Source organism: Plantactinospora solaniradicis, from assembly GCF_042658085.1.
GTDB lineage: Bacteria > Actinomycetota > Actinomycetes > Mycobacteriales > Micromonosporaceae > Plantactinospora > Plantactinospora solaniradicis.
The window spans coordinates 1-4,685 of sequence record NZ_JBHSPR010000008.1 but is presented as its reverse complement, the minus strand read 5'-3'; the positions used below and the strand labels follow the sequence as shown (position 1 = coordinate 4,685).

Below are 4,685 nucleotides of genomic sequence, written 5' to 3'. Positions count from 1 at the left end.
GACCGGAAGGTTCGGGCCGCCGCTCCCCCGCCACCACGTCGGCCAGACGTCCGTCCTCGATCATCGTGGCAATCCGGCGCTACCGGGCGCCGCTATCGGCGCCACCGTCCTGCTGCCCCTGGGTGGCACCGGCGTCGGCCGGGCCCTCGGCGCTACCGTCCGCCCCACCGTCGTGCTGGCCCGGGGTGGCGCCTCCGTCGGCCGGACCTTCGGCGGCACCGTCGGCCCCACCGTCATGCTGTCCCAGGGTGGCGCCCGCGTCGGCCGGGCCCTCGGCGGCACCGTCGGCACCGCCGTCCCGGCCCATCGGGTTGGCTCCGCCGTCGGCCGGACCCTCCCCGCCACCGCCGCCCGTGGTCCGAATGTCGTCGTCGTCGAGTCTCATCGGTGCTCCCTCGGGTCCAAGCGCCCCGCCTTGCGGCAGGGCGTCGCTACCGCGGGTGGTACCCAGCACCCGATCACCTCTAACCCGGCAAACCGGTCCGGGCCGCCGGATGGGGCGGGTTGCGGCGGAGCGGCCCGACTCGGGCACGTCGGCGACGCCGCGCGTGACCAGGTCGGCCCGGGACGGGCGGGTCAGGTGGCCGTCATCGACGACGGACTCGTCGCCATCGGTGGGAGCGTTTCCAACTGTCGAGCGCTATGGATCGACCCGGCAAGTCGTACCGGAAATCTCCCGGTAATCCAGGGTCGTCCTACCGGAAATCCGACCTCAGCGACCCGGAAACGGTGCCGAGCTGTCCCGGACGACCAGATCGGTGGAAAGCTCCACCCTCGGGGTGTCCAGCGGCTCGCCCTGGGCCAGCCGGAGCACGGTACGGGCGGCCAGCAGGCCCATCTCGGCCAACGGCTGGCGCACGGTGGTGAGTGGCGGCGACGCCCAGCGCGCCTCCGGAAGGTCGTCGAAGCCGACCACGCTGACGTCGTCGGGCACCCGCAGTCCCCGCCGCCGGACCGCCTCGTACGCCCCGAACGCCATCTGGTCGCTGGAGGCGAAGATCGCCGTCGGCGGCTCGTCGAGGTCGAGCAGCGCGGCGCCGCCGGAGTATCCCGACTCGTGGTAGAAATCGCCGGGCACGATCAGATCGTCGCGCAGCGGGATTCCGGCGGCGTCCAGTGCGGCCCGGTAGCCGTCGAGGCGGGCCCGGCTACAGAGCAGTCGGGGCGGGCCGGCGATGAAACCGATCCGCCGGTGCCCGAGCGAGAGCAGGTGCTCGGTGGCGCGCAGCCCGCCCGCCCAGTTCGTCGCGCCGATCGTCGGGATGTCGATGTTCGGCACACCGGCGGGGTCGACCAGCACCATCGGCACGTTGAGCCGACGCAGCTCGGCGTGCACCGGCGGGGCCAGGTCGCTGGCGACCAGGATCACCCCGTCGGTGGCCCGGGTGCGGAGGTTCTGCAACCACTGCCGGGTGGAGGTGGAGCGCCGGTGGATGGCGGAGACCACCGTGCCGACCCCGGACGCGTGCGCGACGTCCTCCACACCTCGGATGATCTCCACCGCCCACGGGCTGTCCAGATCGTTGAAGATCAGGTCGATCAGACTGGCCCCGGCCCGGGGCCGGGTCGCCCGGCGGCGGTAGCCGTGTCGGCGGAGCAACTCCTCCACCCGCTCGCGGGTCTGCGGCGCCACGTCGTTGCGGCCGTTGAGTACCCGGGAGACCGTCGGCACCGACACGCCCGCCTCCTGGGCGATGGCGGTGATCGTGATCCTACGTCCTTCGTCGACCGTCACGAGGAAGCTCCTTTGTTGAGGCTTCAGCCTACGACCGAAACACTTCCGAGGCTGCACCGGCGTCCACAGCCCGGGTGCCCAGTATTTTGCCTCAGGTTTCGGGCTTGACTGTCCGGACAGTGGGCCATAGCGTTCCGATCTAGTTACGGAATTATTCCGGAAAGTTTTCGCCGGAGAGGATAGTCGATGAGGGTGACCCGTTCCCCCGGGACACGCTGCGGGCGCGGGACGAGGAAGTCACCGACAACTTCGCCGTGCCGATGGCAGTGGTCGGCGGCCGAGTGATGATCGACGACTGATGCGGACGTTCGCCAATCCGGTCATCGCCGGCTGCTATCCCGACCCGAGCGTGTGCCGGGTCGGTGACGACTACTACCTGGCCTGTTCGAGCTTCGAATACTTCCCCGGGGTACCGATCTTCCATAGCCGGGACCTGGTCGGCTGGAATCAGATCGGAAACGTCCTGGATCGGCCCAGCCAACTGCTCCTGCCGCCCGGCACGCCGTCCTCCGGCGGCGTCTACGCACCGACCCTGCGGCACCACGACGGCCGGTTCTGGCTCATCACGTCGAACATCCCGCACGGCGGCACGATACTGGTCACCGCCGACGACCCGGCCGGGAAGTGGTCCGAGCCCGTGCACCTGCCCGACGTACTCGGCATCGATCCCGACCTCGCCTGGGACGACGACGGCAACTGCTGGTGCACCTTCGCCGGCATCGGCCAGGTCCGGATCGACCCGGTCAGCGGGGCGGTGCTGAGCGAGCCGAAACGCCTCTGGTCGGGCACCTCGGGCGCCCAGTTCCCGGAGGCGCCGCACCTCTACCGGATCGGCGACGTCTGGTACCTGCTGATCGCGGAGGGCGGCACCGAACGCGGCCACGCCATCTCGATAGCCCGTGGTCCGGCTCCGGACGGCCCGTTCGAACCGTGCCCGGCCAACCCGATCCTCAGCCACCGCAGCACGGACCATCCGATCCAGAACACCGGCCACGGCGACCTGGTCCAGGCCGCTGACGGCTCGTGGTGGCTGGTCTTCCTCGGCGTACGCCCGCGCGGCGGCACCCCCGGCTGGCACGTGCTCGGCCGGGAGACCTTCCTCGCCCCGGTGACCTGGTCCGACGGCTGGCCGGTGATCGGTCCCGTCGCCCCGGTGATGCGTGCTCCGGCCCTGCCCCCGGCACCGGTGGCGGCGACGCCCGCACGGGACGACTTCGACGCGGCGGAGCTGCATCCGCGCTGGATCTCGCTCCGGACCCGCCCTCCGGAGGACGTCTCGCTGGTCGAGCGCCCCGGCTGGCTGACCCTGCGGGCCCGGGGCGGCTCGTTGGACGACCCGACGGTGACCTTCGTCGGACGTCGGCAGGAGCAGCACGACGTCCGGGTACGGGCCCTGGTCGACGCCCATGAGGGCTGCGGCGGCCTGGCGGTTCGCCTGGACGAACAGCACCACTACGCGGTGGAGGTGGACGCCGACCAGGTCCGGGTACGGGCCCGGATCGGCCCACTGTCCGAGCAGCTCGCCAGCCGTGCGGTCTCCGGACCGGTGGTGCTGCGCGTCGAGACCTGGTCCTCCGGACCCGGCATGGACCACCCCCGGCAGGAGCCGGACGTGGTACGGCTGGGCTTCGAAGCCTCGGACGGCGAGTTCGTCGCCCTCGCCGAACTGGACGGGCGGTACCTGTCCACGGAGGTCGCGGGCGGCTTCACCGGCCGGGTCATCGGCTGCTACGCCGCCACCGGGGCCATCCAGATCGACTGGTACGACTACCGTTTCCTCTCCTCGCTCGACCGCGTCGACGTCGTCGACGACCTGGTCGACGCCTGACCCCTGTCCCGTACCGTCTCCGTCCCGGACGGCGAGGTCAGGGCGTTGCGGCGACGGTCCGCTCGAAGACGTCCGCCTCGTACCTCGGGCTCATCCCCGCCGCCCGGTAGAGGCGGACGGGCTCGGCCGGATTGCTCAGGTCGACGCCCAGGCCCGCGTACTCGCGTCCCTTGGCCGCGTAGCAGGCGAAGGCGCGGGCGAGCAGCGCGGCGCCCACCCCGCGTCGGCGGTACGACCGCAGCACGGCCAACTGCTTCACCCAGCCCTCGTTCTGGTCGAGCGTCTGGTCGGCGGACTGGAGGATGCCGACCGGCTGGTCGTCGATCGTGGCCACGAACCACTCGTCCCAGGCGACGCTCGGCAACGCGGCGATCTGTGCGCGCCACTGCTCGTACGTCGCCGGCTGGTAGTCCGGGGTGTCCCGGAAGGCGGTGTCCAGGATCCGGTGGAACTCCCGCAGGTCGATCTCGTCCGTCGACCGGACCGGCCGGATCAGCACCCCCGGCGGGGGCGTCGGCGGTTGCGCCGGTAGCCCGGCGAGCGACCGGCGCATCCGGGCGTAGCGCTTCACGAACTCGAACCCGGCGTTCCGGATGATGCCGATCCAGTGCTCCTCGGTGGGCAGTGCGATGGCCCGTACCGTCATCCGGTCGAGGCCGAACTCCGCCGCGCGCTCGCCGGAGCGGGACAGTTGCAGCGCCAGCAGCGGCGCCTGGGCCGGCAGGCCGCGCTCCGGGTGCACGTAGACCTCGACCGTCTCCCGTGGTCCCCGGTTGGAATCCTCCAGGTAGGCCCAGCCGACGATGCCGCCGCCCGGCTCCAGCGCGAGCCAGGAGTCCCGGGCCGGGTCGACGTCCGGGGCGGTCAGCACCTCGCGGACGTCCTCGGCGCTGAAGTCGGCGTGCCCGAGGGCCGCGATGTCGCTCGCCTGCACGACGGCAAGGATCGCCGGAACGTCGTCGAGGGTCGGTCTGCGTACCGACCAGCCCGGGGGGAACCGCATGCCGAGCATCTAACCCGACGGCACGGCCGTCGCGCCGCTGGTTTTCCGGCCCGCTCCAGCTAGTAGTACTTTGTCACCTTTCGGGTGAATGGCCGTCACCTTTGGGCTGTTGATTCGTG

The 4,685-nt window shown here is 71.5% G+C and carries 4 protein-coding genes; 1 reads left to right on the top strand and 3 read right to left on the bottom strand.

All coding sequences use genetic code 11. The features are described from left to right. Window positions 1-79 precede the first annotated feature (79 nt). Together ACFP2T_RS09825 and ACFP2T_RS09820 are read right to left on the bottom strand one after the other, a co-directional pair. On the bottom strand, window positions 80-385 hold the full coding sequence (locus tag ACFP2T_RS09825) for a hypothetical protein (RefSeq protein WP_377419970.1): 306 nt from the start codon (window positions 383-385) through the stop codon (window positions 80-82). A gap of 327 nt (window positions 386-712) precedes the next feature. Beyond that, window positions 713-1,735 carry a LacI family DNA-binding transcriptional regulator gene (locus ACFP2T_RS09820; RefSeq protein ID WP_377419968.1) on the bottom strand — a complete coding sequence of 341 codons (1,023 nt, stop codon included), beginning with the start codon at window positions 1,733-1,735 and terminating at the stop codon, window positions 713-715. Between the two features lie 298 nt (window positions 1,736-2,033). On the opposite strand from ACFP2T_RS09820, the gene ACFP2T_RS09815 reads away from it, so the two are divergent. After that, a complete protein-coding gene (locus ACFP2T_RS09815; protein ID WP_377419966.1) occupies window positions 2,034-3,563 on the top strand; it encodes a glycoside hydrolase family 43 protein in 1,530 nt (509 codons plus the stop codon). A 37-nt stretch (window positions 3,564-3,600) separates the two neighbouring features. Here the strand turns inward: ACFP2T_RS09815 and ACFP2T_RS09810 are convergent, their stop codons facing one another. Then, the gene (locus ACFP2T_RS09810) at window positions 3,601-4,566 is read right to left on the bottom strand and encodes a GNAT family N-acetyltransferase (RefSeq protein WP_377419964.1); all 966 of its coding nucleotides are present in this window, start codon (window positions 4,564-4,566) and stop codon (window positions 3,601-3,603) included. Window positions 4,567-4,685 lie beyond the last annotated feature (119 nt).